Below are 25,605 nucleotides of genomic sequence, written 5' to 3'. Positions count from 1 at the left end.
CCGTGCTCAGAGGACCGGCAGCATCCGGTCGCGCTCGAAGGCGGAGACCTGGGTGCGGTACTCCTCCCACTCGGCGCGCTTGTTGCGCAGGAAGAAGTCGAAGACGTGCTCCCCGAGCGTCTCGGCGAGCAGCTCGGAGTCCTCGGCGATGCCGATGGCGTCCCACAGGCTGCGCGGCAGCGGGGTGATGCCCAGCGCCCGGCGCTCGCGCTCGGTCAGCGACCACACGTCGTCCTCGGCCTCGCGCGGGAGCTCGTAGCCCTCCTCGATGCCCTTCATGCCGGCGCCGAGGATCACCGCGAAGGCGAGATAGGGGTTGCACGCGGCGTCGACGGTGCGCAGCTCGACGCGGGTCGACTGGCCCTTGTTGGGCTTGTACATGGGCACCCGGACCATCGCGGAGCGGTTGTTGTGGCCCCAGCAGACGCCGGACGGCGCCTCGCCGCCGCCGAGCAGCCGCTTGTAGGAGTTGACCCACTGGTTGGTGACGACGCTGATCTCGCTGGCGTGGCGCAGGATGCCCGCGATGAACTGCCGCCCCGTCTTCGACAGCTGGTACTGCGCGCCGGCCTCGAAGAAGGCGTTGCGGTCGCCCTCGAAGAGCGACACGTGCGTGTGCATGCCCGAGCCAGGGTGGGTGGTGAACGGCTTGGGCATGAAGGAGGCCCAGATGCCCTGGCCGAGCGCGACCTCGCGGATGACGGTGCGGAAGGTCATGATGTTGTCGGCGGTGGTGAGCGCGTCGGCGTAGCGCAGGTCGATCTCCTGCTGGCCCGGGCCGCCCTCGTGGTGGCTGAACTCCACCGAGATGCCCATCGCCTCGAGCATCGTGATCGCCTCGCGGCGGAAGTCCGCGCCGCGCGACTGGGCGGTGTGGTCGAAGAAGCCGGAGCGGTCGACGGGCTGCGGCTCGTCACCCTTCCCGGGCATGTCCTTGAAGAGGTAGAACTCGATCTCGGGGTGGGTGTAGAAGGTGAAGCCCCGGTCGGCGGCCTTGCTCAGGGTGCGCTTGAGGACGTGGCGCGGGTCGGCGTACGACGGGCTGCCGTCGGGCATCACGATGTCGCAGAACATGCGGGCGGTGGCGGGACCGCCGTCCTCGCCGGTGCGCCACGGCAGGATCTGGAAGGTCGAGGCGTCGGGGTGCGCCAGCATGTCGGACTCGTAGACGCGGGCGAAGCCCTCGATGGCCGAGCCGTCGAAGCCGATGCCCTCCTCGAAGGCGTTCTCGAGCTCGGCGGGAGCCACGCTCACGCTCTTGAGGAAGCCCAGCACGTCGGTGAACCACAGCCGCACGAACCGGACGTCGCGCTCCTCGAGCGCCCGGAGCACGAAGTCCTCTTGCTTGCCCATGGCCTCAGCCTAGGGGGCGGCGTCGCGCGGGCGCCGACGGTGCTAGCGTCGCGAGACCAGCGCCCCACTCGGGCCCGCTCACCACGGGAAAGGGAAGCTGCACGATGACCCACCCCCACGACCTGCCCTCCGACACCTCGGCCCCGCTCCCGCCGGACGGCTTCCTGCTCGGCCACCTGGCGGAGGAGACGCGACGCCGGGCACGTACGGCCCGCGCACCGGAGGCGACCACGGCCGGTGCCGACGCCGACCTCCTCGAGGCCCTGCGCACCGCCGTCGACGAGCTCGGCCCCACCCTCCTCGACGCCAGCCACGACCTCGCGGAGCACCCGGAGGTGTCCTTCGAGGAGCACCGCTCGGCCGCCGCGCTGGCCGACCTCGTCGAGGCCCGCGGGATCGACGTGGTCCGCGGCGCCCACGGCCTGGCCACCGCGCTGCGCGCCGAGGCCGGCGACCCCGGCGGACCGACGATCGCGGTGCTCTCGGAGTACGACGCGCTACCGGGGATCGGCCACGGCTGCGGCCACAACGTGATCGCCACGGCCGGGCTCGGCGCCTTCCTGGCGCTCGCCTCCCTGGGCGACCGGCTCCCCGGCCGCGTGGTGTGGCTGGGCACGCCGGCCGAGGAGGGTGGCGGCGGCAAGGAGCTCATGGCCGCCGAGGGTGCCTTCGACGGCGTCGGGGCGGCGCTGATGGTCCATCCGTTCACCTACGACATCGCCGAGCCGCTGTTCCTCGGCCGGCGCCAGCTGCGCGCGACCTTCCGCGGGATCACCTCCCACGCGTCCGCGCAGCCGTTCATGGGCCGCAACGCCCTCGACGCGGTGAACCTGATGTACACCGGCGTCGGCCTGCACCGCCAGCAGATGCCGCCCACCGACCGGGTCCACGGCGTCGTGACCAGCGGGGGCGAGCGGCCCAACGTCATCCCCGAGCACGCCGAGATGTTGTTCTACCTGCGCAGCGAGCACCCCGAGGGACTCGCCGTGCTGAGCGACCGGCTCGGTGACATCGCCCGCGGAGCGGCGCTGATGACGGGCTGCGGGGTGGAGCTGACGTGGGACGAGGCGCCGGCCTACCTCCCGGTGCGTGGCAACGGTCCCCTCGCGGCGTCGTGGACGACCCGCTACGGCGAGCGCGGGCGTACGGTCCTGCCGCCGGACGTCGTGCCGCGGATGTTCGCCGGCTCCACCGACTTCGGCAACGTGTCCTACCGGGTCCCCGGGGTGCACGCGATGGTCCGCATCACCGACGCCGACCTCTCCCTGCACACCCGGGAGTTCGCCGCGGCCGCGGTCAGCGAGGAGGCCGACCGGGTCGTGCTCGACGCGGCCTGGTCGCTGGCGGCCGTCGCCGCGGACTGGCTGAGCGATCCCGCGCTGCGGGAGGCCGCCGACGCGGACTTCGAGGCCGCGGGCGGCGCCGTCGACGTCCCGTCCTACTTCGGCGAGGCGTGAGCGATGGCCGACACCGCCGTCACCGGCTCGCGGACCGACCGCGCCCTGGCCGCCGTCGAGCGGGTGGGCAACCGCCTCCCTGACCCGTTCCTGCTGTTCCTCGGCCTCTTCCTGCTCGTCGGGATCATCTCGACCGTCCTGCAGCTGCTCGGGACGTCCGTGACGATCCCCGGCGCCGACGAGGAGACCGCCGTGCGCGGCCTCTTCACCGGCGAGGGCCTCACCTGGCTCACGGTCAACCTCGGCGCCAACTTCATCGGCTTTCCACCCCTCGTGACCGTCGTGACGATCCTGCTCGCCGTCACGGTCGCCGAGCGCACCGGACTGCTCGCCGCCGCGATCCGCGCCAGCCTCGGCTCGGCGCCGCGCTGGCTGCTGCCGTACGCCGTCGGCTTCGTCGGCGTGAACGCCTCGGTCATGGCGGACGCGGCGTTCATCGTGGTGCCGCCGCTCGCGGCGATGGTGTTCAAGGCGGCGGGACGACACCCGCTCGCCGGTCTCGTGGGTGGCTTCGCGGCCGTGGGCGCGGGCTACTCGACCTCGATGCTGGTGACCAGCCTCGACGCGCTCTTCGCGGGGATCACCAGCTCGGTGACCGCCGGGCTGCCGGAGGCCGGCGCGGCCGTCACGCCGGTGTCGAACCTCTGGTTCAACATGGTGTCCTCGATCGTGCTGGCCCTGGTCGCAGGGGTGGTGATCGACCGGCTCGTCGAGCCGCGACTGGTCCGCGAGGGCGCACCCGTCGACATGGTGGAGCACGACGACGCCGACGCGACCCTGGAGGGCGCTGCGGCGCAGGACGACGACGTCGCGCCCGCCCTGCGCGCGACCCCGGAGGACCTCTCCCCCGAGCTCGACCCTGCTGAACGCCGGGGCCTGCGGGTCGCCGGCGTCGTCTTCCTGGTGCTCGCGGTCGTCATCGTGGCGGCGGTGCTGCCCGGCGGGTCGCCGTGGCGCAACGAGGACGGCACCTTCCTGCCGGAGTCCCCGCTGCTCGACTCGACGGTGTTCATCGTCTTCGCGCTCTTCCTCGCCCCCGCGCTCGCGTACGGCTTCGTGAGCGGCTCGCTGCGCCGGGCGGCCGACGTGCCGAAGGTGATGGGCCTCGGCATCAAGGACATGGCGGCCTTCATCGTGCTGGCATTCATGCTGGGGCAGTTCATCGCGCTGTTCAACTGGAGCAACGTGGGGTCGGCGCTGGCGGTCGCCGGCGCCGACGGCCTCGAGTCGATCGGGCTGACCGGCTACCCCGCGATCATCGGCTTCATCCTGCTCGCCTCGCTGCTCAACCTCTTCATCGTCAGCGGGTCGTCGATGTGGACGCTGATGGGCGCGGTGTTCGTGCCCCTGTTCGCCCTGCTGGGCTACGAGCCGGGCTTCGTCCAGGCGGCGTTCCGCGTGGGTGACTCGGCGACGCAGGTGATCACGCCGATGAACCCCTACATCTGGATCTTCCTCGTGATGCTGAAGAAGTACGAGCCCGAGGCCGGCCTCGGCACGGTGATCTCCCGGATGCTGCCGTTCGTGGTGCCGTTCTGGATCTCGTGGGTCGCCGTCCTCACGGTCTTCTACCTGACCGGGGCCGACGTGGGACCGGGCGTCGGCATCCGCATCGAGTGACGCGGCGCCGACGCCCGGGGTCGGTGCTCAGTGGCAGATGTTGACGTCCTGCGATCCCAGGACGCCGTCCTGGACCTCACGCATCGGCTTCAGCCAGCTCTGGGTCTCCGGCACGAACGCGATGCTGCCGGCGACCTTCTTCTTGACGCCGCGCACGCGCACCTTCTCCACGACGAGCGGCACCGTCACCTCTCGGCTGCGCACGCCCTCCCAGCACGCGGCGGCCTTCTTCTTCGTCACGGCCTCCTCGAGGGTGACCGGGTCCCCCTGGAGCTTGCCGTTGTAGCGCCACGCGACGGTGGTCTTGTAGCCGGTGAAGCCCTCCCACGGCGCGACGACCGTGGCGGACATGCCCCACGTGCGCCGGGTCGGGATCGTGAAGGTGACCGCGCCGTCCTCGACGGTGCGGGTCCCCGAGCTCCAGATGTCGACCTTGCCGGCGTCGGCCTCGGCGTAGGTGCCGAGGGCGCTGGTCAGCTGGATCTCACAGCCCTCGCAGTCCTCGACGGTGAAGGTCAGCTGCGTGCCCGGCTGCGCGGCACGGTCCTCTGACTGCGCGGGGGCAGCGGTGGAGGTCATCGTGAGCGAGCCGGCGAGGACGGCGGTGGTCGCCATCGCGGACGCGGCCAGGGTGGTGCGGATGTTCATGGTCTCTCTCCCCGTAGGTGGTCGTCGCTGTCAGGACGCACCCGGCGACGGGGAGGTTGCATCCGGTCTAGTCGTCCTCGCCCAGGGTGTTGCGCTCGAGCTCGGCGAGTGTGGGCCGGCCGCGGTTGCAGAAGACCTCCAGGTCGACGGAGTTGCGGCCGTCGCTGAAGACGGCGTCGACGTCGTCGTCCGGCCCCTTCTCCCAGCTGACGACGCGCCAGCCGGCGGCCTTGTCCGGGCGCACGCCCACGCCGTACGCCCATGTGTCGCGGCACTCCACGTCGAAGGAGCCCCACTCGCCGCTGATGGCGTCGCCGACCGTCGGTCCCTCCGGCGAGGGCACCGAGGCGGGGCCGGACGGGTCGATGGACGTGTCGCGGGCGACCTCGTCACCGACGGGACCGCGGTCGCGGATCGTGGCGCCGACGGTGGACACGGCGAAGACACCCACGAGCACGGCCAGGACCGTGGTCCCGGCCCACAGGCCGACGAGCAGCATCCGACGTCTCACCCGACCATGGTGCCCGCTGGCGGCTCAGCACGAGGTCAGGCGGTGGTTAAGGGACGGCTAAGGAAGCCGGTCGGTCATGCGGTGGGCGGTACGGTCTCGGCGTGGCCGAGGTGCTGATCATCGAGGACGACGACCGGATCCGGCCGTTGCTGGTGCGCGGCCTGCGCGAGTGCGGGCACACCGTGTCGTCGGCCCCCACCGGGATGGCCGGGCTCCAGCTCGCCGTCGACTCCTCCCCCGACCTCGTCGTGCTCGACCTCGGGCTGCCCGACGTCGACGGCACGCAGGTGTTGTCGATGCTGCGGGGGGTGAGCCAGGTGCCGGTGATCATCGCCAGCGCCCGCGCCGACGACCCGTCGCTCGTCGGTGCGCTCGACGCGGGCGCCGACGACTACGTCGTCAAGCCGTTCACCAGCGCCCAGCTCGACGCCCGCATCCGTGCGGTCCTCCGCCGCGTCGACGCCGGGCGCCAGCGGCCGACCACGATCACCGTCGGCGGGCTCGCCGTCGACCTCGCCGGGCGCCGCGTGCACCTCGACGGCCAGGAGGTCGACCTGACGCCGCGCGAGTTCGACCTGCTCGCGCACCTCGCCGAGCGGCCGGGCGAGGTCGTCACCAAGCGCGACCTGCTGGTCGAGGTGTGGCGCCAGCCGTGGGGCGGCTCGGACAAGACCGTCGACGTCCACCTGTCGTGGCTGCGCCGCAAGCTCGGCGAGACCGCCGCGGAGCCGCGCTACCTCACGACGGTGCGCGGGGTGGGCGTACGCCTCGCCGCGCCCGACGACGCCGACACCCGGGACCGCTGAGGTGCGCCGCAGCCTGCTCGTCACGGCCGCCGCGGCGATCTCGATGGTGCTGCTCGCCATGCTGGTGCCGATGGCGATCCTGGTGCGCAGCTATGCGCTCGAAGACCGGCTCGCACGCGCGGCCCTCGAGGTGCAGGTTGTCGAGACGGTGGTGTCCGGCCAGGACGTCGGCTCGGTCAACCAGTACGTCGACAAGCTCAACGACACGACCGAGCACACCCAGGTCACCGTGCTCTACCCCGAGGCGCTCGGCGGCCACCAGGTCGGGCCCGACCCGGGCGAGGACGCGCTCGTCCTCGACGCCCGCAACACCGGCCGCGCCCGGGTCGACGACGTGCCCGGCGGGTCCCAGATCCTCGTGCCGGTCTCACGCGGCGGCAACTCGGCGCTGCCCTCGCAGACGCCCGTGATCCGGATCGTCGTCGAGGAGCCGGGTCTCGACTCCGTCGTCGGGGTCGCCTGGGGCCTGCTCGCGCTGCTCGCGGCCACCCTGCTCGTCGGCTCGCTCGTCGTGGTCGACCGGCTCGGCAGGTCCTTCGTCCAGCCGATCCGCGAGCTCGCCGACCACACCCAGGCCCTCGGCCGCACCGGGTCCATCGAGCCGGTCGCCTCCGTCACGGGGCCGCCCGAGGTGCAGGAGCTCGGGCACGCGATCGACCGGCTGGTCGGACGCATCCAGCTGCTGCTCTCGCGCGAGCGGGAGAACGTCGCCGACCTGTCCCACCGCCTGCGGACCCCGGTGACCGCGCTCCGGCTGCGGGTCGAGGCCGTCGACGACGCCGATCTCCGCACGCGACTGAGCGGCGACCTCGACGCCCTGCAGGCGACCGTGGACGAGATCGTGCGCGAGGCCCGCCGTTCCGAGCGGGAGGGCCTCGACCCCCGCACCGACGGCGTGGCCGTGATCTCCGAGCGGGTGCGCCACTGGGAGGCGCTCGCGGAGGACCAGGGCCGCTCCTACGAGCTGCGGCTGGCGCCGTCGGGGCCGTCGGTCCCCGCCAGCCGCGCCGACCTCGAGGCGCTGGTGGACGTGCTGCTGGACAACGTCTTCTCCCACACGCCCGACGACGCCGCCGTACGCATCACGCTGGCGGCGTCGGAGCACGAGGTGGAGCTCGTGGTCGAGGACGCGGGCCCGGGCCTGCCGGCCGACCTCGAGGCGACCAGCCGCGGCACGAGCGGCGCCGGGTCGACCGGGCTCGGCCTGTCGATCGCGGCACGCACCGCCGCGGACTCCGGCGGCGCCATCACCACGGGCTCCTCGGACATGGGAGGAGCCCGGGTCGCCGTCACGTTGCGGACGGCCTGACCCGGGCTCCCGGTGGTGCAGGTGGCTGGCTCCGGTCAGCCGACGGTGACCGTGGTGGAGCACACGCTGCCGCCGGCGGGCTTCACCGTCAGCTTGAAGGTGTCCTTGCCGGCCGTGTTCTTGCGGAAGGTGTCGAGGTCGAGCTCGCCCTCGTCGTCGGCCTTGATCGTGCGCTGGGCGGCGACCTTGCCGTTGTGGCGGATCGCGACCTGCCACGTGCTGTAGGCCTTCGCGCCCTCGATGTCGGCGTCGACGTCGTAGCCGCCGCGCTCACGGTCGACGTTGAGCTCGAACACCGCGCCGGCGCAGGTGCCGCGGCGCTCGACGTCGGCGCTGGCGGGCCCGGCGACCAGGACGGTGGTGCCCGCGGCGGCGGTGGCGACGAGGGCGGCGGTGGCGATGAGCGACTTCTTCATGGGGTTTCTCCTCTGTGGGTGGGTCTGTGGGTGATCTGCGGGGTTCGAGCGGGTGGTCAGGAGCCGAGCGTGGCCGTGCAGGCCTCGCCGTCCTCGGGGGTGAACGTGACGGCGTACGTCGCGTCGCCGGGGTTGCCGGAGCTGAAGGCGTCGACGTCGATCTCGCCGTCCTCGTCGGTGGTGCGGGTGCCGTCGAGCAGCGACGTGTCGTCGCGGAGCAGCTCGACCTGCCACACCTCGCCCGGGCCGGAGGACTGGAGCTCGGCACTCACCTCGGTGCCGCCGTCCTCGCCCTCGGCGCTGAGCTCCCAGGTCGCGCCACCGCAGGTGCCGCGCTCGGTGGTCTGGGACTCGACGCCGTTGGCGACGGCCCACCAGGCCCCCGCGCCGACCAGGACGACGCCTGCTGCGGCGCCGCCGATGACTGCCTTCTTCTGCACGATTCCTCCTCGTCGACCGACGCCCGGTGCGGCGTCATGACAGGAAGGTTCGTCCAGGTGCGGCTAATTGCGCTCCAGCCGGTGGCTAAAGGTGGGTTAAGGCGCCCGGGGGTCTTGGGCTGGGGGCTGGGGGCGCTGGAGTCACCGGACATCCGGGGACCGCCCTGCTTGTCACACCAGATCTCGGCCGACAAGCAGGCAACTCGGGTGCTAAGCCTGCGCCTGGGCCTGCGGCACGTCCCGCTCGATCTCGGCCAGCCACGCCGTGCCCTTGGCGTCCGAGGGCATCCGCCAGTCGCCGCGGGGGCTCATGGTGCCGCTGGGGCTCACCTTCGGGCCGTTGGGCAGGGCCGAGCGCTTGAACTGGTTGGCGAAGAACCGCTTGACGAAGACCACCAGCCAGGTGCGGACCTCCTCGAGCGTGTACGCCACCCGCGCCTCGGCCGGGAAGCCCGGAGGCCACTCCCCCGACTCCAGGTCCCGCCAGGCGTGCATCGCGAGGAAGGCGATCTTGCGCGGCCGGAAGCCGTGCCGCACAACCAGCGCGAGCGTGAAGTCCTGCAGGTTGTAGGGCCCGACCGTGTCCTGCGTCGCCTGCGGCTTCTTGCCCTCCTCGATCGGGATCAGCTCCGGGGTGATCTCCTGCGTGAGGATCTCGCCGAGCAGGTCGCCGACCTCGGTCGAGAACTCGCCGTGGCTGATCACCCACCGGATGAGGTGCTGCACCAGGGTCTTCGGTACGCCGGCGTTGACCGTGTAGTGCGACATCTGGTCACCGACGCCGTACGTGCACCAGCCGAGCGCGAGCTCGGACAGGTCGCCCGTGCCGACGACGATGCCGCCGCGCTGGTTGGCGAGCCGGAAGAGGTAGTCGTAGCGCAGCCCGGCCTGGACGTTCTCGAAGGTGACGTCGTAGACCTTCTCCCCGCGTGCGTAGGGATGTCCCATGTCCTTCAGCATCTGCTCCGCGGCGGGACGGATGTCGAGCTCCTCGAAGGTGACCCCCAGCGCCTGCGAGAGCCGGGTGGCGTACGACCTGGTCGTCTCACCCGTCGCAAAGCCGGGCATCGTGAAGGCGAGCACGTCGCTGCGCGGTCGCCCGAGCCGGTCCATCGCCTTGCACGCGACGATGAGGGCGTGCGTGGAGTCGAGCCCGCCGCTGACGCCGATGACGGCCTTCGGCGAGCCGATGGACCGCAGCCGCTGCTCGAGGCCGGAGACCTGGATGTTGTAGGCCTCGTAGCAGTCGAGGGCCAGGCGCTCCGGGTCGTCGGGCACGAAGGGGAAGCGGTCCACCTTGCGCAGCAGGCCGATGTCGCCGGCCGGGGGCTCGAGCTCCCACTCGACGGTGCGGAAGCGGTTGGTGCGCTCGGCGTGGGTACGGCGGTTGTCGTCGAAGGTGACCTGGCGCATCCGCTCCTGACGCACCAGGTCGAGGTCGACGTCGACGACCGTGCGGCGGGGTCCGTCGGGGAAGCGCTCGCTCTCGCCCAGCAGCGAGCCGCACTCGTAGACCATCGTCTGGCCGTCCCAGCTGAGGTCGGTCGTCGACTCGCCCTGGCCCGCCGCGGCATAGACGTACGCCGCGGCGCACCGTGAGCTCGCGCTCCGGACCAGCAACCGACGGTCCTCGGCGCGGGCGACAGTGATCGGCGACCCGCTGAGGTTCGCGAGCACGGTCGCCCCGGCGAGCGCGGCCTCGGCGCTGGGCGGGACCGGCACCCACATGTCCTCGCAGACCTCGACGTGCAGGTCGAGGCCGGGGACGTCGAGGCAGCGGAAGATCAGGTCGGGACCGAACCGTACGTCCTGCCCGGCGAGGGTCACCCACTCCAGCTCGCGGTCGTCACCCGGCGCGAACCACCGGCGCTCGTAGAACTCGCGGTAGTTGGGCAGGTAGGACTTGGGGGCGATGCCGAGGATCGACCCGCGGTGGATGACGACCGCGCAGTTGAAGACACGGTTGCCGTGCACGACCGGGGCCCCGACGACGAGGGCCGTCATCAGGTCCGCGCTGGCCGCGACGATCTCCTCGACGGCCTCCTCCACCCCCGCGAGCAGCGTGTCCTGGAGGAACAGGTCGTCGACGGAGTAGCCGGTCAGGCACAGCTCGGGGAACACCGCGACGGCGACGTGGTCGTCCGCACAGGCCCGCGCCTGCTCGATGACGGCCACGGCGTTGGCCGCCGGGTCCGCGAGGTGCACCGGCAGCGTGACGGCAGCGATGCGCGCGAAGCCCTGGGCGTAGGCGGAGTAGAAGTCCACGCACCCACTCTAGGGAAACCCGGTGGCGCCCGAGCCGGGGTAGTCCAGTGAGGAATGGTCCTTCCGGGGAGCGCTTCGCGGCCAAATCTCGCTGGACTACCCCGCGACCCACCGGACAGGGTCTCCCCATGGCCCTCGAGATCACCCCCTGCGCGACCGACGCCGACTACGAGGCGTGGCGCACCGTGCGGATCGCGGTCGTCCCCTACGAGCGGTGCGACTCCGCGCAGGAGCTCCGCCGGCAGGACGAGCGCGCGACCCGGCTGATGGTCCTCGCCCACGAGGACGGCGTGCTCGTCGGCTCCGGCCTGGCCGACCTGTCCGACTCCGGCGGCATCGGCTCGGTGGCGCCGCGGGTGCTGCCGGCGTACCGCCGCCGAGGCACCGGGACCGCGCTCCTGCACCGCCTCGCCGACCACCTCGCGACCCACGACCTGACGCGCATCCGCGCGACGGTCGACGACGACGAGTCGCTGGCCTTCGCGCACTCCCTCGGGTTCGAAGACACTGACCACGAGGTCGAGCAGACCCGCCACGTCGTCGACCTGCCGCCACCGACCGAGGTGCCCGAGGGGGTCGAGGTCGTCCTCGCCTCCGACCGCCCCGGGCTGTGGGAGGAGTCGTACGAGCGCTTCGGGCGCGAGGTGACCGCCGACTTCGCCCTGTCCGCGTCCCTCGACGTCACCCCCGACCGGTGGGCGACGTCGTGGCTGGGCGACCCGATGTTCCTCGCCGTCCACGAGGGCGAGCTCGTCGGGTGCGCCGGGCTCGAGATCGACGCGGACGTGCCCGAGCGCGCGGAGAACGCGCTCACCGCCGTACGCCGCGACTGGCGCGGCCGCGGGCTGGCGATGCACCTCAAGCTCCGCACGCTCGCCTGGGCCGCCGACCACGGCATCGCCGAGGTCTACACCTGGACGCAGGACGGCAACGAGGCGATGCGCACCCTCAACACGCGCCTCGGCTACGCCACCACGCGACGCAGCACGATGGTGGCGCGGCTCCTGCCGCTCGACTAGCGTCGCGGGCGTGCGCCCCTCCCTCCGCACCACCTCGCTGTCCTTCGCCGTCTCCGCCCTCGCGGTGGGCCTGCTCACCGGGCTGCCGCCGTCGCTCGCCGAGCCCGCGACACCGTCCGCCGACCGGGCCGCACGCGGGCTGGAGGTGCGTACGGTCGCCCGCCGCCTCGAGCACCCGTGGGACGTGCAGCAGGCGCCCGGCGGTCGCCTCGTCGTCTCCGAGCGCGACCGGGCGCGCATCAGCGTCGTGCGCAACGGGAAGCGACGCACGCTCGCCGACCTCTCGCGCAGCGTCTGGGTGTCCGGGGAGACCGGGCTGCTGTCCCTCGCCGTCGACACCGACAGGCGCTGGCTCTACGCCTGCCACGGCAGCACGAAGGGCGGCACCCACGTCCGGGTCACCCGGTGGCGCGTCGACCGCAAGTGGCGCTCGCTCTCCGGCCGCCGCACCATGATCGCCGGGCTCCCGGCGACCTCCGGACGCCACGGAGGGTGCCGCCTCCTCCTCGAGCGCCAGGGGCCGGCCCTGGTCGTCGGCACCGGCGACGCCGCGGTCGGCACCAACCCGCGCGACCTCGACTCGCTGGGCGGCAAGGTGCTGCGGCTGAACCGGCGCACCGGCGCCCCGATGCCCGACAACCCGTTCGCCGGGGCGACGGGCAACCGGCGCTACGTCCTCACCTACGGCCACCGCAACGTGCAGGGGCTCGCACAGCGCGACGACGGCACCCTGTGGTCCGTCGAGCACGGGAGCTTCCGCGACGACGAGGTCAACCTGCTCGTCCCCGGCGGCGACTACGGCTGGAACCCGGTGCCCGGCTACGACGAGTCGGTGCCGATGACCGACCAGTCGCTGCCCGGCGAGCAGCAGGAGGCCGCGTGGTCGTCGGGCGACCCGACGATCGCCACCTCCGGCGCCGCCTGGGTCAGTGGTACGCGGTGGGGCCGCCTCGACGGCACGCTCGCCGTCGCCGCCCTCAAGGCCTCCGAGGTGCTCTTCCTGCGCTTCGACGCCGCGGGGAGGCTGGAGTCGGTCGCCACGCCCCGCGAGCTGACCGGCCTCGGCCGGCTGCGGTCGGTGACGTCCGCGCGCAACGGCGACCTCCTGGTCACCACCGACAACGGGGCTCGCGACCGCGTCCTGCGGGTGTCCCCGAGGTGACCAGCACCACAGCGCCCCCACCCAGCCGTCGGCACTAGCCTGAAAGCGGTCCGTGGACTCCACCAGGGAGCCGCGAGATGACGAGGAGCGACCCATGCCCGAAGAGACCGCCCCCTACGGCTCCGGCCCCGCAGCAGCCGCCCAGCAGGCGCCCGCAAGGCGCGTACGCACCCACCACCTGCGGGAGATGAAGGAGCGCGGCGAGCGGATCACGATGCTGACAGCGTACGACATGTACACCGCCGCCACGTTCGACGAGGCGGGCATCGACCTGCTGCTCGTCGGTGACTCCGCCTCCAACAACGTCTACGGCAACGAGACGTCCCTGCCGGTCACGGTCGAGGAGCTCCTCCCCCTCACCCGTGCGGTCTCGCGCTCGGTCAAGCGGGCGATGGTCGTCGGCGACCTGCCGTTCGGCAGCTACCAGGCCTCACCGGAGCAGGGCTACCTGACCGCGGTCCGCTTCATGAAGGAGGCCGGCGCGCACTGCGTCAAGCTCGAGGGCGGCGCCGAGATGGCCCCCGTCATCGAGAAGTGCACCCGCGGCGGCATCCCCGTGATGGCGCACATCGGCTTCACCCCGCAGTCCGAGCACACCCTCGGCGGCTACCGCGTGCAGGGCCGCGGCGACGCGAGCGACCGCGTCGTGGAGGACGCGCGCGCGGTGCAGGAGGCGGGAGCGTTCGCGGTGGTCATGGAGATGGTGCCCGGCGACGTGGCCGAGCGGATCAGCAAGGAGCTCACGATCCCGACCATCGGCATCGGCGCCGGCGCCGGCTGCGACGGCCAGGTGCTGGTGTGGCAGGACGCCTTCGGCCTGCGCACCGGCAAGATGGCGCGCTTCGTCAAGCAGTACGCCGACGTGCACGCGGTCCTGCTCGACGCCGCGCGGGCGTACGCCGACGACGTGCGCGGCGGCACCTTCCCCGGGCCCGAGCACACCTTCTAGGGGCCCGGGCGGGCGGCGTACGTCAGCTGTCCGGCGTGCCGTCGGCAAGCCCGTCGCCCGAGCCGGGGCCGTCGTCGTTCCACTTCGGGTCGTTGTCCCAGGCCTCGTTGCGCTCGGCGACCTTCTCGAGGGCGCGCGCCGCCTCTTCCCTGGTGTCGTAGGGACCCAGTCGGTCGGCGTTCCTGGCTCCGTCGTCAGGCTCGACCTCGTGGGTCTTGAGGTTGAACCACCAGCGTTCGCTTTCGCCGTTGCTCATACCGCGAAACTACACTCGGGGCGTGCCAGTCGAATCCCCCGCAGAGGTGTCGGCGCGCCGTTCGGTGCCCGCCCGGATCGCCCGCCCCGAATACGTCGACCGGCCCGCGCCGCAGCGGTTCACCGGCGAGGAGGTCAAGGACGCCGAGACGATCGAGAGGATGCGGGTCGCCGGACGCCTGGCAGCCCAGGCGCGTGAGCTCGTCGGCTCGCACGTCGTGCCCGGGGTGACCACCGACGAGCTCGACCGGATCGGCCACGAGTTCCTCTGCGACCACGGCGCCTACCCCTCGACCCTCGGCTACCGCGGCTTCCCCAAGTCACTGTGCTCGAGCGTCAACGAGGTGATCTGCCACGGCATCCCCGACGCGCGGGTGGTCGAGGACGGCGACATCGTCAACATCGACATCACCGCCTTCATCGACGGCGTCCACGGCGACACCAACGCGACCTTCCTCGCAGGCGACGTCGACGAGGAGTCGCGGCTGCTGGTCGAGCGCACCCGGGAGTCCCTCGAGCGCGCGATCAGGGCGGTCAAGCCCGGGCGCCGCGTCAACGTCATCGGACGCGTCATCGAGGCGTACGCCAAGCGCTTCGGCTACGGCGTGGTGCGGGACTTCACCGGCCACGGCATCGGCACGGCGTTCCACTCCGGGCTGATCATCCCGCACTACGACGACCCCCGCTACGACGACGAGATCCGGGTCGGGATGACCTTCACCATCGAGCCGATGCTGAACCTCGGCACCCCCGACTACGACATGTGGGACGACGGCTGGACCGTCGTGACCAAGGACCGGCGCCGCTCCGCGCAGTTCGAGCACACCCTGCTCGTCACGGAGGATGGCGCCGAGGTGCTCACCCACCCCTAGACTCCTCGGTGAGTGGGTCGGCCGGGCGGCCGCGGCTCCACGCGAGTGGGGTCGAGGAAGGTCCGGGCTCCACAGGGCAGGGTGGTGGCCAACAGCCACCCGGGGCAACCCGCGGGATCAGTGCCACAGAGAACAGACCGCCAGTCCCTCCGGGGGCCGGCAAGGGTGAAACGGTGGTGCAAGAGACCACCAGTGCGCCGGGCGACCGGCGCAGCTAGGCAAACCCCACCCGGAGCAAGATCAGACAGGATGCGCCCGAGGGCTGCCCGCCCGAGCATCCGGGTAGATCGCACCAGGCGGCCGGCAACGGTCGTCGCAGATGGATGGTCGCCCCCGCGCAAGCGGGACAGAACCCGGCCTACAGGCCGACCCACTCCTCAACCCGCCGCAGCCGCGCACCGCAGGCCCGGTCGGCGTGAGTCGTGCTCGTCGAGGGGCGAGATCCGCCGCACGTGTCCGAGGAGTTGCCCTCGGATCGGCGTCCCGGGGGCAAGATCCGCCACACGTGTGCTGGTCGTCGGCCACGACCCGGCCGGCCGGGAGCCCCCGGCCGAGGGACGCCCTCGAAACGCCCACCGGCACGGTCTGGCGACCATAGGGTCCTCGCGTGACCGAAGTCCCCGACGAGAAGCGGATGAGACTGCGGTACGCCGGCACCTGCCGCGTCTGCGGCATCGAGCTGTCAGCGAGGGTCGAGGCGGTCTACGAGCGGTCCACGCGGACCGTCCGTTGCCTGGGTTGCTCTCCCGCCACCCGGGAAGCCGCCCATCTGGCAGCTCAGGCCAGTCGGAACTCCACCGTGCGGGTCCCGGGGTCGGCGTGGACCAGCTCGACCGTGACCTCCTCGCCGAGCGGCAGCTCGTCGTCGCCCGTCACCGACGCCTCGATCGCCGGGTCCTGGATGGTGACGTCGCCGCGCCGGCGGTCCTTCTCCTCGAGGTCGACCACCACGGCGGTGAAGCTCTCGCCGACCCGGTCGTGCAGCAGCTCGGCCTCGCAGAGGTTGACGACCGCATTCTCGTACTGGTTGGCCCGGCGCCCCGAGCGCGTCATCGTGTCCGGCAGCTCGGCCAGCGCGGCGAGCACCCAGTCGGGGACCTCGTCGCCGGCGCACAGCGCCACGCAGATCTCCCCGGCGTAGCGGTCGGCCAGCCGTCGCAGCGGCGCGGTGACGTGGGCGTACTCCGACGCGAGGGCCGAGTGCTGCGCCTGCTCCGGGAGCTCGCCGTTGAAGGTGACGTAGCCCGCTCCCCGCAGCAGCCGCGTGCAGGCCACGACCATCGCGGCGTGGGTCGGCTTCGAGGGGTCGAGGGTACGCACGAAGTCGGGGTAGAGCTGCTCGGCCGGCCAGTCGATCCCGAGGGCCCGGGCGGTGCGGTGCAGCCGCTGGACGTCGCGCGGGTCGGCGGGCGGCAGGGTGCGCAGGATCCCCACGCGGGCGTAGACCATCAGGGACGCGGCCGCCATGCCGGTGAGCAGCGAGATCTGGGCGTTCCAGCTCTCGACGGGGGTCAGGCGGCGGAACTCCAGCTCCCAGTGGCCGTCGCCGGTCTCGACGAGCTCCTGCTCGGGCAGCGGCAGCGAGACGCCGCCGCGGGCGGCCTCACGCGCGAGCCGCAGCTCGCCGACCTCCTGGAGCAGCTGGACGAGCGGGGACGCCGTGCCGGCGTCAACGTCGGCCTGCACCTGCTCGTACGACAGCTTGGCGCGCGAGCGTACGAGCGCCCGCTCGACCGTGACGTCGGTGCCCTCGCCGGTCTCGTCGACCTGGATCGTCCACAGCAGCGCGGGGCGTACCTCGTCGGGGAGGAGGGACGCCGCCCCCTCGCTCAGCACCGGCGGGTGCAGCGGGATCTTCGAGCTCGCGCCGTAGAGCGTCTCGCCGCGGCGGTGCGCCTCGACGTCGATCGGGTCCCCCGGCGTCACGAACGCCGCCACGTCGGCGATCGCGTAGTGCACGACGTAGCCGTCGCCGGAGCGCTCGATATGCATGGCCTGGTCCAGGTCGCGGGCCGACTCCGGGTCGATCGTGACGAGCTCGATGTCGGTGCGGTCCAGGTCGGGCAGGCGCGGGGCCGCGGCCGCAGCAGCCGCCGCCTCGTCCACCGCGGCGGGGAAGTCCGGTGAGACCTCCAGCTCCTGCTGGATGCTCGCGATGCCGTCGCGCATCTCCTGCGCGTCGACGCTGTCGCCGGTCGAACGGACCTTCACCACACGGTTGCTCGGCATACCGGCGACCCTAGCCAAACGGGACCACCGCCCGCTGCCTACGCTTGCCCGCGTGCTGATCCTCCTGCCGCCCAGCGAGGGCAAGACCGCTCCGCGCCGCGGCAAGTCCCTCGACCTGGCCTCGCTGTCGTCCCCCGGGCTCACCTCGACCCGTACGACCCTGCTCGAGGCGTTGACGGCGCTGTGCCGCGACGACCCCGACGCGGCGGTCGAGGTGCTCGGGCTCGGTCCGGCGCAGCGCGAGCTCGTGGAGCGCAACGCCGCCCTCGCGACGGCGCCGACCGCGCGGGCGGACGCGATCTACACCGGCGTCCTCTACGACGCCCTCGGCTTCGACACGCTCTCCCCCGCCGCGCGCCGCCGAGCGACGGCCCGGGTCGCGGTGACCAGCTCGCTGTTCGGCATCGTGCGTCCCGGCGACCGGATCCCGGCCTACCGCCTCTCCGGGGACGCCGTCCTCCCCGGCGTCGGCTCGGTCTCCGGCGCCTGGCGGGAGGTCCTCGGCGACGCGGTGACCGCGGCGATGGGCACCGGCCTGCTCGTCGACCTGCGCTCCAGCACGTACGCCACGTTCTGGCGCCCGACCAAGGACCTCGGCCGCCGCGTGGCGACCGTCCGGGTGCTGCACGAGGCCGACGGCCGCCGCACCGTCGTGAGCCACTTCAACAAGGCGACCAAGGGCCGCATCGTCCGCGCGCTGCTCGAGGACGGCGCCGACCCGCGTACGCCCGGCGCGCTTGCCGCTGCCCTGACCCGCCTCGGCTGGACCGTCGAGGTCGGCGACCCGACGCCCAAGGGCACCCAGCTCGACGTGGTCGTCACCGCGGTCTGAGCCCGGGTGTTCCGGACCGGGGCACGGATGATCCGATGTGGTCGCTCAGACCCCGGTATGCCGCCACATGAGCGAACATATGGTCGCTCATGAGGGGAAATGGCGGCGGCCCCCCTCACCGCAGCGGGATCACGTCCGTCGCCTCGAGCGGATCCATCCCGCACAGCGCGAGCAGGTCGGCGATGATCGAGCGCACCTGCGCCAGGATCACCTCGGCCGACAGGTCGGCGCTGTGCTCGACCGTCGCGGTCGCCCGCCCGAGGGAGATCAGGTCGTCGACGACCGCCACCGCCATCCGGCCGGCGACGAGCTCCTCGGCGACCCGGTCCGACAGGTCGGCGAGGTCGCGCATCAGGGCGGCGTACGACGCGGGCACCGGCTCGCGGCGGTAGACGGCGACGGCCACCCGGCGCACGACCACGCGGGTGTTGCGCAGCGCGACGTCGAGCGGCTCGACGAGCTCGGCGAGCTGGCGCTGGTGCTCGCCGTGGCGCCTTCGGAACGGCGAGGACTGCACGACGGAGATCCCCTCCTCCGAGGCCGCGCGCAGCTCGCGGATGAGGGCGTCGGTCGAGCGCGCGTCGCGCAGCACCGCCAGCGCCGCCTCGACGTCCCCGTCACCGATCCGGTCCGCGGACGAGCGGAGCAGGCCCGCGATCGTGCGGACGACCACCGCCGCCTGGTCGCGGGGCTTGCGCAGCGGCGCGCGCGGCACGACGGTGGCCGCGACGAGGGCGACGCCCCCGCCGATCAGGGCGTCGGTCCAGCGCAGGAACGCATCACCCGGCGCCGGCGCGAGCGCCGCGACGACGATGCCCTGCACGGCGGCCTGGATGACGATCAGCTGGGCGGCGTCGAGCAGAAGCGCGATCGACATCCCGCACGCCACGATGACCGCGATCTGCACCCCGCCGGAGCCGATGAGGTGGGTCATCGCGTCACCGAGCAGGACGCCGAGCGCCACCCCGATCGTCACCTCGGCGACCCGGCGCTGCCGCTGGCCGTAGGACATGCCGAGCGAGACGACCGCCGCGATCGGGGCGAAGAACGGCAGCGTGTGGTCGAAGACGTCCTTGGCCAGCCACCACGCGACGCCGGCGGCGACCGCGCACTGCCCGATCACCCAGCCCTTGGCCCTCAGGCGGGCGACACGGGCGCGCAGCGACATGCGGCTGCGGTCCGCGACCACCTCGGCGTCGATGAACCGCATCGGGGTGGGGCCTTCAGAGTCCCGACTCGTCGGTGCGCACCAGGATCCGCTGGCACTCCTCGCAGCGGATCACCTCGTCGGCGTCGGCCGAGCGGATGCGCGCCAGCTCGGAGGCGTCGAGGGTCATGTTGCAGCCGCCGCACTGCCGGGCCCGGAGCAGCGCGGCGCCGATGCCCTTCTGCTCGCGCAGCCGCTCGTAGAGCGCCATCAGGTCCTCCGGCATGCCCTCGGTCGCGGGTCCGCGGGCGGCGGCCACCTCGTCGAGCGAGGCGTCGATGCCCGTGCGCTTCTCGTCGCGGGCGGTCACCAGCTCGGCGAGCCTGGCGTCGATGTCCTCGGCGCGGATCCCCAGCCCGTCGAGCACCTGCTGGGCCTCCTCGAGCTTCTCCATGACCTCGAGCTCGGCGTCCTCGAGCGTGGTGATGCGGCGCTCGAGGGAGACCAGCTCGTGCTGCATCCGCTCGAGGTCCTTGGGGTTGGTGATCTGCCCGGTGTCCATCCGGTTGCGGTCGCGCTCGCGGCGCGTCCTGACCTGCTCGACCTCGCGGTCGGCCCGGGACTGCTCGACGGTCAGGTCGTCGACGACGATGCGCGCGTCACGCACCTGGTCGGTCAGCTCGGTGCGCTCGGTCTCCAGTGCCGCGATCTCGGCCAGCTCGGGGAGGTGGGCACGCTGGTGGCGCAGCTGCGCCGCGCGCGAGTCGAGCTCGGCGACGTCGAGGAGCGTGCGCTGGTGGGTGGGGTCGGCCTTCAACGGCCCTCCTGCTTCGCGTCAGTGGCGGAACGTCCACGGGTCGGTGCACAGCGTGCTGACCCGGGTCCCGACCCTATCGCCCGTCGCAGCACGCACACGAGCCTCCACCGCCGGGAGCCACGTCCACTCCGCCGCCCAGTGCGCCACGTCGATCAGCGCGGGGCCGCCGTGCTCGAGGAACTCCCCCGCCCGGTGGTGCCGCAGGTCGCTGGTGACGTAGACGTCCACGTCGCTGGCGGCGAGCTCGTCGAGCAGGAAGTCGCCGGCTCCCCCGCACACCGCGACCCGGCGCACCACGCGCTCGGGGTCCCCCGCGACGCGTACGCCGTGGGCGGTGGCCGGGAGCGCCGCCGCCACCCGCGCGGCGAAGCGGTCGAGGGTCGTCCCCTCCACGGTGCCGACCCGCCCGGTGCCGGTGCCGGCGGTCCCCGGGTCGGCGAGCGGCACGACGTCGAACGCGGGCTCCTCGTAGGGGTGCGCCGTGAGCAGCGCCCGCACCACGGACGTACGGCGCGCGCGAGGCGCGACGACCTCGATCCGCACCTCGTCGACGACCTCGACGTCCCCGACCCGCCCGATCGCGGGCGAGGCGCCCTCCAGCGGGCGGAAGCGACCCTCGCCCGCGGTGGACCACGAGGCCGAGTCGTAGTCGCCGATGCGCCCGGCGCCGGCCCCGTGCAGTGCGTCGCGGACGGCCTGCGCCGCGTCGACCGGCACGAACACCGCGACCTTGTCGAGCGGGGCCGCGGGGGCCGGGCGGATCGGGGCCAGGTCCGCGAGCCCCAGCGCGAGGGCCAGCGACTCCGAGACGCCCGACACGGCCTGGTCGGCGTTGGTGTGGGCGGTCAGCAGCGCGCACCCGCCGGCCGCCAGGGTGTGCAACGTGCGACCCTTCGGGGTGGTCGCGGCGACCGAGCTGACCGGCGACAGGAGCAGCGGGTGGTGCACGACGAGCAGGTCGGCGCCCCACTCCACGGCCTCGCGAGCGACCTCGATGGTCGGGTCCACCGCGAACATCACCTTCGCGACCTCGACGTCCGGGTCGCCGGACACCAGTCCGACGGCGTCCCAGGAGTCCGCCGTGGAGGGTGGGTACCAGGTGTGCAGCAGGTCGACGATGTCGGCGAGGCTCGGCATGGGCCGAAGGCTAGCCGTCAGTTGACCTGCCGCTCCTGCCCCTCCCAGTAGGGCTGGCGCAGCTTGAACTTCTGCAGCTTGCCGGTCGCGGTCCGGGCGAGCTCGTCGCGGAACTCCACCGACGTCGGCGCCTTGTAGCCCGCCGCCTTGTCCTTGCACCAGGCGATCAGCTCGGCCCCGTCGACCGACGCGCCGTCGGCGAGGACGACGAGCGCCTTGATGGTCTCTCCCCACTTCTCGCTCGGCACGCCGATGACCGCGACCTCGGCGACGGCCGGGTGGGAGAACAGCACGTCCTCGACCTCGATCGACGAGACGTTCTCGCCGCCCGTGATGATCACGTCCTTCTTGCGATCGCTGATGGTGAGGTAGCCGTCGTCCCCGATGACGCCGCCGTCGCCGGTGTGGAACCACCCGTCGCGCAGGGCCGCACCGGTCTCGTCCGGTCGCTCCCAGTAGCCCTCGAGGATGACGTTGGAGCGTGCCAGCACCTCGCCCTGCTCGTCGACGCGGAGGCGTACGCCGATGGCGGGCGCCCCGGCCCGCACCAGCCTGTGCGCCCGCTCCTCGGCCGGCAGGTCGTCCCACTCGGCGCGGCCGCGGTTGACGGTGAGCAGCGGCGAGGTCTCGGTGAGCCCGTAGATCTGGACGAACTCCCAGCCGAGCTCCTCCTCGACCCGCACCACCGTCCTCGTCGGCGGCGGCGCTCCGGCCATGATGATCCGCACCCGGTCGCGGCCCGGGATCTCGCCCTCCCACGACTGGGCCGCCTCGAGCACGGCCGCGGCCACGGCCGGGGCGGCGCACATCACCGTGACGCCGTGGTCGCGGACGCGCCGCAGGATCTCGGCGCCGTCGACCTTGCGCAGCACGACCTGCGGCACGCCGAGGCCGGTCATCGCGAACGGCATCCCCCACCCGTTGGCGTGGAACATCGGCAGCGTGTGGAGGTAGACGTCGCGGTCGCTGACGCCGGCGTGCAGCCCGAACGTCACCGCGTTGGTCCACAGGTTGCGGTGGGTCAGCTGCACACCCTTGGGCCGCGCGGTGGTGCCCGAGGTGTAGTTGATCGTGGCCGTGGCGTTCTCGTCCGGCTCCCACGCCCGCGGCTCCGTGCCGGGCGCGGCGAACATCGACTCGTCCTCGCCCAGGACGAAGGTGTGCTCGACGTCGATGTCGCGCAGCGACCCGACGAGCTCGGGGTCGACGTAGAGCACGCGCGCGCCCGAGTGCGCGACGATGTAGGCGACCTCGTCGGGGCGCAGCCGGAAGTTGATCGGCACGAGCACCCGGCCGGACCCGCAGACGCCGAAGAACGACGTGAGCAGGCGCGCCGAGTTGTGGCTGATGACCGCGACGCGGTCGCCGACCTCGATGCCGAGCTCGTCGAGCCTCGCCGCCTGCCGACGCGAGAGGTCGTACGCCTCCGCGTAGGTGAGCGTGCCCAGCGACGTCGCGGGCTGGTCGGGCTCGTCGATGAAGCCGTCGCGCTCGCCGTAGACGGCCGCCGCGCGCTCGATGAAGTCGGAGACGCTGAAGGGGACGATCATGCGCCCACTGTGGCACGCGTCACCCATGGCGGCTAAGAGCCTTCTCATCCGCGTCTCATGCGGGCCTGATCGAGCGACCCCAGGCTGGCGCCCATGGGACAGGGCTCGGGACACGTGACCAAGGCGCTGCTGCTCCTCGCGGTCGTGGTGCCGGTGACGGCGTACGTCGCGGGCTCGCTGGCGTCCGCCGGTCCGCCCCCGCCCGCGGACCACAGCCCCGTGATCCTGCGCGACGCCGGGTCCGGTGGCGACGAGGGCTCCGGTGCCGACAAGGGCTCCGGCCGAGACACGTCTCCCCCGTCGCAGGCCCCCGCCCCCACCTCCACCCCACCCACCCCAGCCACGTCGCCCACGTCACCTCAGCCCACGTCACCTCAGCAAACGTCGCAGGCTCCGGCGCCCGCCTCCCATACGCCGACACCGCACCCCGAGGCACCGAGTCCGACCAGGGACGGCGACCGGGGGTCCGGCGGCGAGCGTGGCGACGACGGCGACAAGGCGCGCGTGGTGACGCCGACCCCGACACCGGTCGGGGAGGATGACGACGACGAGTGGGACGACGGGGACGACGACGGGGAGGACGATGAGACCGAGACGGACCAGGGCGACGACTGACCGTGCCTCCCGCCGCCTCGCCCAGGTCTCCGTCCGGACCCGCATCACGGTCGTCATCGCCGTCCTCACCGGGCTCGCGATGGGCGGCGCCGGCGTGCTGGTGTACGCCTTGGAGTCCGCGCGGATCGAGCGCGAGGTGACCGAGCAGATCAGCCAGGAGATCGACGAGTTCCGCCGCCTCGAGATCGACCCCAGCACCACCGAGCCCTTTGCGGACGTGGCGACGCTGCTCAACGTCTTCCTCACGCGCAACGTCCCCGACGACGACGAGATGCTCGTGGGCTACGTGCGCGACGCCGTCCCCGAGCGCACCCAGAACCGCTACGGCCAGGAGGTCCTCGACGAGCCCGCCTACCAGGACGCGCTCGCCGACCTCGCCGGCACCGGTGGCACGCGGATCATCGACTCACCCACGTTCGGGGAGACCTGGGTGACGCTCGTGCCGGTCAGCAGCAGCCGCGACGAGGGGGCGCTCGTCATCGTCAACTTCCTGCGCGACGAGCACGAGGAGCTCGACGGGACGCTCCGGACGTACGCCCTCATCGCCGTCCTGTCCCTCGGCCTCATCACCACGATCGCGGCCTTCCAGTCGGGTCGGCTGCTGGCGCCGCTGCGGACCCTGGAGGAGACGGCGCGCGAGATCACCGCCACCGACCTGTCGCGCCGGATCCCCGAACGGGGCAACGACGACATCACCGCCCTGACGCGCACCATCAACGGCATGCTGGAACGGCTCGACAGCGGTTTCGCGGCGCAGCGCCAGTTCCTCGACGACGCCGGACACGAGCTCAAGACCCCTCTCACCGTCCTGCGCGGCCACCTCGAGCTGCTCGACCAGGGGGACGCCGAGGAGCTCGCCCTCACCCGCGAGCTCCTCCTCGACGAGACCGACCGCATGTCGCGCCTCGTCGGCGACCTCGTCCTCCTCGCGAAGAGCCGGCGGCCCGACTTCCTGGTCCTCGGCGAGGTCGAGCTGACCGCGCTGACCCAGTCCGTGCTCGCGAAGGCGAGGGCCCTCGGGGAGCGCGCGTGGCAGCTCGACGCGATGGCCCGCGGCCGTGCGGTGCTCGACGAGCAGCGCATCACCCAGGCCCTGCTCCAGCTCGCGGACAACGCCGTCAAGCACACCGACACCGGGTTCGTCGTGGCCGTCGGCTCGGCCGTCGACGACGGGCGGGTGCGGCTCTGGGTCCGCGACACCGGCGACGGCATCCCGGTCGAGGACCGCGAGTCCGTGCTCGAGCGCTTCGGCCGCAGCCACGTCCGCGCCGGCGACGACGGCTTCGGCCTCGGGCTGAGCATCGTCAGCGCGATCGCGGACGCCCACGGCGGCGACGTACGCATCACCGACGGCGAGCCGCACGGCGCCGTCGTGGAGATCAGCCTGCCCCAACGGACGATGGAGACGACGTGGCCCAGATCCTGATCGTGGAGGACGAGGAGCGCATCGCCTCGTTCGTGGCCAAGGGCCTGCGCGCCGAGGGCCACCAGCCGACGGTCGCCGTCGACGGGCCCGGCGGGCTCGACGAGGCGATGTCCGGGCGTTTCGACCTGATGGTGCTCGACATCGGGCTCCCCGGGATGGACGGCTTCGAGGTGCTCGACCAGCTCCGCTCCCAAGGCAGCCGGATGCCGGTGATCGTGCTGACGGCACGCGACTCGGTCACCGACACCGTCACCGCCCTCGACAGCGGGGCCGACGACTACATGGCCAAGCCGTTCCGCTTCGCCGAGCTCATGGCCCGCATCAGGCTCCGGCTGCGGTCGCTCGCACCTGCCGACGCACCGGCCACCGGCGACGACCTCGTCGTCGGCGGGCTGCGCCTGGACCGGCGCACGCGTCGCATCTCCGGGCCCCGCGGCGAGTCCGAGCTCTCCGCGCGGGAGTTCGCGCTGGCCGAGATCTTCCTGCTCAACCCCGGCCAGGTGCTCACCCGCGAGCAGCTGCTCGACCTGGTGTGGGGCTACGACTTTGACCCCGGGTCCAACGTCGTCGACGTCTACGTCGGCTACCTCCGCAAGAAGGTCGGCACCGACGCGATCGCGACCGTCCGCGGGGTCGGCTACCGGCTCGAGCCCTGAGGGACGGTCCCGCAGCTAACTGTACTGATCGGTGAGGTTGATCAACCTGGTGATGGGTGCTGACCCGCCGATGGCGGTGTGGGGCCGGTGGTGGTTGTACTCGTGGAGCCATGC

General features: G+C 72.6%; 25 protein-coding genes and 1 other RNA gene. 13 read left to right on the top strand and 13 right to left on the bottom strand.

The window, feature by feature from the left end:
• Window positions 1–6: 6 nt before the first annotated feature.
• Window positions 7–1,353 carry a type I glutamate--ammonia ligase gene (gene glnA, locus F4692_RS18350; protein ID WP_179621192.1) on the bottom strand — a complete coding sequence of 449 codons (1,347 nt, stop codon included), beginning with the start codon at window positions 1,351–1,353 and terminating at the stop codon, window positions 7–9.
• A gap of 104 nt (window positions 1,354–1,457) precedes the next feature.
• Here glnA and F4692_RS18345 point away from each other — a divergent pair, with 104 nt between their 5' ends.
• Window positions 1,458–2,810, top strand: a complete 1,353-nt coding sequence (locus F4692_RS18345) for a M20 family metallopeptidase (protein ID WP_179621191.1) — start codon at window positions 1,458–1,460, stop codon at window positions 2,808–2,810.
• Window positions 2,811–2,813: 3 nt separating this feature from the next.
• A complete protein-coding gene (locus F4692_RS18340) occupies window positions 2,814–4,430 on the top strand; it encodes an AbgT family transporter (RefSeq protein WP_179621190.1) in 1,617 nt (538 codons plus the stop codon).
• 27 nt (window positions 4,431–4,457) lie between these two features.
• On the opposite strand, the gene F4692_RS18335 is transcribed toward F4692_RS18340, so the two are convergent.
• On the bottom strand, window positions 4,458–5,078 hold the full coding sequence (locus F4692_RS18335; RefSeq protein ID WP_179621189.1) for a hypothetical protein: 621 nt from the start codon (window positions 5,076–5,078) through the stop codon (window positions 4,458–4,460).
• A 67-nt stretch (window positions 5,079–5,145) separates the two neighbouring features.
• Window positions 5,146–5,589: a hypothetical protein gene (locus F4692_RS18330; protein WP_179621188.1), complete on the bottom strand. Its 444-nt coding sequence runs from the start codon at window positions 5,587–5,589 to the stop codon at window positions 5,146–5,148.
• Between the two features lie 101 nt (window positions 5,590–5,690).
• Here F4692_RS18330 and F4692_RS18325 point away from each other — a divergent pair, with 101 nt between their 5' ends.
• The gene (locus tag F4692_RS18325) at window positions 5,691–6,395 is read left to right on the top strand and encodes a response regulator transcription factor (protein ID WP_179621187.1); all 705 of its coding nucleotides are present in this window, start codon (window positions 5,691–5,693) and stop codon (window positions 6,393–6,395) included.
• A 1-nt stretch (window position 6,396) separates the two neighbouring features.
• A complete protein-coding gene (locus F4692_RS18320; RefSeq protein WP_179621186.1) occupies window positions 6,397–7,704 on the top strand; it encodes a sensor histidine kinase in 1,308 nt (435 codons plus the stop codon).
• Between the two features lie 35 nt (window positions 7,705–7,739).
• Here F4692_RS18320 and F4692_RS18315 read toward each other — a convergent pair whose 3' ends face one another.
• The 3 genes from F4692_RS18315 to F4692_RS18305 form a co-directional block, all read right to left on the bottom strand.
• A complete protein-coding gene (locus tag F4692_RS18315) occupies window positions 7,740–8,120 on the bottom strand; it encodes a hypothetical protein (protein WP_179621185.1) in 381 nt (126 codons plus the stop codon).
• 56 nt (window positions 8,121–8,176) lie between these two features.
• Complete coding sequence (locus tag F4692_RS18310) at window positions 8,177–8,560, bottom strand: hypothetical protein (RefSeq protein ID WP_179621184.1); 384 nt, start codon at window positions 8,558–8,560, stop codon at window positions 8,177–8,179.
• Window positions 8,561–8,770: 210 nt separating this feature from the next.
• Window positions 8,771–10,825, bottom strand: a complete 2,055-nt coding sequence (locus F4692_RS18305; protein WP_179621183.1) for an NAD(+) synthase — start codon at window positions 10,823–10,825, stop codon at window positions 8,771–8,773.
• Window positions 10,826–10,953: 128 nt separating this feature from the next.
• Between F4692_RS18305 and F4692_RS18300 the strand changes: the two genes are divergently transcribed.
• From F4692_RS18300 to panB, 3 genes are all read left to right on the top strand, one after another.
• Window positions 10,954–11,844: a GNAT family N-acetyltransferase gene (locus tag F4692_RS18300; protein ID WP_179621182.1), complete on the top strand. Its 891-nt coding sequence runs from the start codon at window positions 10,954–10,956 to the stop codon at window positions 11,842–11,844.
• A gap of 10 nt (window positions 11,845–11,854) precedes the next feature.
• Window positions 11,855–13,006, top strand: a complete 1,152-nt coding sequence (locus tag F4692_RS18295) for a PQQ-dependent sugar dehydrogenase (protein WP_179621181.1) — start codon at window positions 11,855–11,857, stop codon at window positions 13,004–13,006.
• A 94-nt stretch (window positions 13,007–13,100) separates the two neighbouring features.
• Window positions 13,101–13,955 (top strand): 3-methyl-2-oxobutanoate hydroxymethyltransferase, encoded by an 855-nt coding sequence (gene panB, locus F4692_RS18290; RefSeq protein ID WP_179621180.1) that lies wholly within the window; start codon window positions 13,101–13,103, stop codon window positions 13,953–13,955.
• A 22-nt stretch (window positions 13,956–13,977) separates the two neighbouring features.
• Here the strand turns inward: panB and F4692_RS18285 are convergent, their stop codons facing one another.
• Complete coding sequence (locus F4692_RS18285; RefSeq protein WP_179621179.1) at window positions 13,978–14,211, bottom strand: hypothetical protein; 234 nt, start codon at window positions 14,209–14,211, stop codon at window positions 13,978–13,980.
• Window positions 14,212–14,233: 22 nt separating this feature from the next.
• On the opposite strand from F4692_RS18285, the gene map reads away from it, so the two are divergent.
• The gene (gene map, locus F4692_RS18280) at window positions 14,234–15,082 is read left to right on the top strand and encodes a type I methionyl aminopeptidase (RefSeq protein ID WP_179621178.1); all 849 of its coding nucleotides are present in this window, start codon (window positions 14,234–14,236) and stop codon (window positions 15,080–15,082) included.
• Window positions 15,083–15,095: 13 nt separating this feature from the next.
• Window positions 15,096–15,459: RNase P RNA component class A (gene rnpB, locus F4692_RS18275), an RNA gene on the top strand.
• Window positions 15,460–15,859: 400 nt separating this feature from the next.
• Here the strand turns inward: rnpB and F4692_RS18270 are convergent.
• Window positions 15,860–17,311, bottom strand: a complete 1,452-nt coding sequence (locus F4692_RS18270) for an RNB domain-containing ribonuclease (protein ID WP_179621177.1) — start codon at window positions 17,309–17,311, stop codon at window positions 15,860–15,862.
• A gap of 52 nt (window positions 17,312–17,363) precedes the next feature.
• Here F4692_RS18270 and yaaA point away from each other — a divergent pair, with 52 nt between their 5' ends.
• A complete protein-coding gene (gene yaaA / locus F4692_RS18265; RefSeq protein ID WP_179621176.1) occupies window positions 17,364–18,143 on the top strand; it encodes a peroxide stress protein YaaA in 780 nt (259 codons plus the stop codon).
• A 115-nt stretch (window positions 18,144–18,258) separates the two neighbouring features.
• Here the strand turns inward: yaaA and F4692_RS18260 are convergent, their stop codons facing one another.
• Genes F4692_RS18260 through F4692_RS18245 form a run of 4 tightly spaced genes read right to left on the bottom strand, consistent with a single transcriptional unit; the run spans window position 18,259 to window position 22,794 of the window.
• Complete coding sequence (locus F4692_RS18260; protein ID WP_179621175.1) at window positions 18,259–19,353, bottom strand: FUSC family protein; 1,095 nt, start codon at window positions 19,351–19,353, stop codon at window positions 18,259–18,261.
• 13 nt (window positions 19,354–19,366) lie between these two features.
• Entirely contained in the window at window positions 19,367–20,107 is a 741-nt protein-coding gene (locus tag F4692_RS18255; RefSeq protein ID WP_179621174.1) for a zinc ribbon domain-containing protein, read from the bottom strand.
• 18 nt (window positions 20,108–20,125) lie between these two features.
• Window positions 20,126–21,244 carry a Nif3-like dinuclear metal center hexameric protein gene (locus F4692_RS18250; protein WP_179621173.1) on the bottom strand — a complete coding sequence of 373 codons (1,119 nt, stop codon included), beginning with the start codon at window positions 21,242–21,244 and terminating at the stop codon, window positions 20,126–20,128.
• Window positions 21,245–21,261: 17 nt separating this feature from the next.
• On the bottom strand, window positions 21,262–22,794 hold the full coding sequence (locus F4692_RS18245; RefSeq protein ID WP_179621172.1) for an AMP-binding protein: 1,533 nt from the start codon (window positions 22,792–22,794) through the stop codon (window positions 21,262–21,264).
• Window positions 22,795–22,887: 93 nt separating this feature from the next.
• Between F4692_RS18245 and F4692_RS18240 the strand changes: the two genes are divergently transcribed.
• The 3 genes from F4692_RS18240 to F4692_RS18230 are packed head-to-tail and all read left to right on the top strand — an operon-like array spanning window position 22,888 to window position 25,491.
• Window positions 22,888–23,409 carry a hypothetical protein gene (locus F4692_RS18240; protein ID WP_179621171.1) on the top strand — a complete coding sequence of 174 codons (522 nt, stop codon included), beginning with the start codon at window positions 22,888–22,890 and terminating at the stop codon, window positions 23,407–23,409.
• Complete coding sequence (locus F4692_RS18235; RefSeq protein ID WP_179621170.1) at window positions 23,378–24,835, top strand: sensor histidine kinase; 1,458 nt, start codon at window positions 23,378–23,380, stop codon at window positions 24,833–24,835. Before F4692_RS18240 ends, F4692_RS18235 begins: the two co-directional genes overlap by 32 nt.
• Window positions 24,820–25,491, top strand: a complete 672-nt coding sequence (locus F4692_RS18230; RefSeq protein WP_179621169.1) for a response regulator transcription factor — start codon at window positions 24,820–24,822, stop codon at window positions 25,489–25,491. Before F4692_RS18235 ends, F4692_RS18230 begins: the two co-directional genes overlap by 16 nt.
• Window positions 25,492–25,506: 15 nt before the next feature.
• Here F4692_RS18230 and F4692_RS18225 read toward each other — a convergent pair.
• On the bottom strand, window positions 25,507–25,605 hold a 99-nt coding region (locus tag F4692_RS18225), incomplete at its 5' end, for an integrase core domain-containing protein (protein ID WP_179621168.1).

The sequence above is a fragment of the Nocardioides cavernae genome (genome assembly GCF_013410035.1).
Taxonomy (GTDB): domain Bacteria; phylum Actinomycetota; class Actinomycetes; order Propionibacteriales; family Nocardioidaceae; genus Nocardioides; species Nocardioides cavernae_A.
This window is presented reverse-complemented; position numbering and strand designations above follow the sequence as displayed.